The organism is Alcanivorax sp. HI0083 (genome assembly GCF_001635175.1).
In genome coordinates this window covers 1-1,242 of the sequence record NZ_LWFX01001448.1, presented here as the reverse complement: position 1 = coordinate 1,242, position 1,242 = coordinate 1, and the positions used below count along the sequence as shown (strand labels likewise).

The 1,242-nt window shown below is 56.8% G+C and carries 2 protein-coding genes; both read left to right on the top strand.

What is annotated here, in order from left to right; translation table 11 throughout:
- Nucleotides 1–81: 81 nt before the first annotated feature.
- Nucleotides 82–783, top strand: a complete 702-nt coding sequence (locus tag A3754_RS21915) for a LysE family translocator (RefSeq protein ID WP_063521330.1) — start codon at nt 82–84, stop codon at nt 781–783.
- 242 nt (nt 784–1,025) lie between these two features.
- The coding region (locus A3754_RS21910; protein ID WP_156497144.1) for an exodeoxyribonuclease V subunit gamma at nt 1,026–1,242 on the top strand (217 nt) is incomplete at its 3' end.

Genomic DNA, 1,242 nt, shown 5'->3' with positions numbered 1-1,242 from the left:
AATATTATTTTCTTATATCTGTATTGGCATGCGTTGTCCATCTAGTCTGTTGAACCATCTTCAGAAAAGAAGGATCGCGTCATGTCGACGGAACAGTTAGTGGCACTTATCGGCTTTGTCGCCGTGATGACCGGCACCCCCGGCCCCAACAACCTGATGCTCATGGCATCCGGTGCCAACGCAGGCTTCCGCCGTTCCTTGCCGCACATTCTGGGCATTGCCATCGGCTGTCAGGTAATACTGATGTGCGTGGCGCTGGGGCTCGGTCAGCTACTAACCCGCTTCCCGCAGGCCGTTACCGCACTGCGTGTGGGCGGTGCCTTGTACCTGTTGTATCTGGCCTGGCAGCTAGTGCGCACCCGCGACCTGAAAAGTGATGGCGACAACGCCAAACCGCTCACCTTCATGCAGGCGGCCCTGTTTCAGTGGGTAAACCCCAAGGCATGGATGATGATTCTCACCGGTGTGGCCACCTTTACCCAACCGCAGGCCTTTACCTTGAGCGTGGCCATTGTGGCAGGCACCTTCCTGATCGTCGGATTACCGCTGATCAGCAGCTGGAACCTGTTTGGCGCGGTGCTGAAAAACTGGCTGCATCGGGGCCGGCGTCTGCGCGCCTTTAATCAGGCCATGGCGGTGCTGCTGGTAGCGTCGCTCTATCCCACTTTTGGCATCAAGCCCAGCCAGGCCAGTGAAGCCGATACTCCGTCAGCGCAAGAAAGACAGGAAACACTGCAACCGCAAAAGCGTGAACGACTAAACTGGTGGATGAGCGTGCTGTAGCGATTCAGTAGCGGGTGACGAGGAGCGAGTTGCGAAAGTCAAAACCTTCAACCGAAGAATGGTTTTTGCTTTTCGAGACTCGAAACTCGTTACTCGCCCCTGCCACCCAATTATTTCCCCACAACAGCATTTGGCCCCCCCCTCCTGTAGCACCAGATATGGCGACCTGTTGTAGCACGGCAAGCGCTTCTCCCTTAGGCTAGACCTTTTCGCACAAACGCAATTTCGCGCAAGGAATGTCCATGCAAAACGGGCTGATGGTGCTGCACGGCAACCGTCTGGAAACCCTCACCGAGCTGGTGGCCGACTGGCTGCAGCGTGAGCCGCTGTCACCGCTGGAAACGGAAACCTTCCTGGTGCAATCCAATGGCATGGCCCAGTGGCTGAAACTGCAACTGGCGGATGCCCTGGGCATCAGCGCCGGCTTCCAGTTCCAGATGCCCGCCCGTTTTTTATGGA

Excerpts from the sequence above, each read along its gene's own strand:
- A3754_RS21915 (WP_063521330.1), top strand. The coding sequence starts at position 82 with ATGTCGACGGAACAGTTAGTGGCACTTATCGGCTTTGTCGCCGTGATG.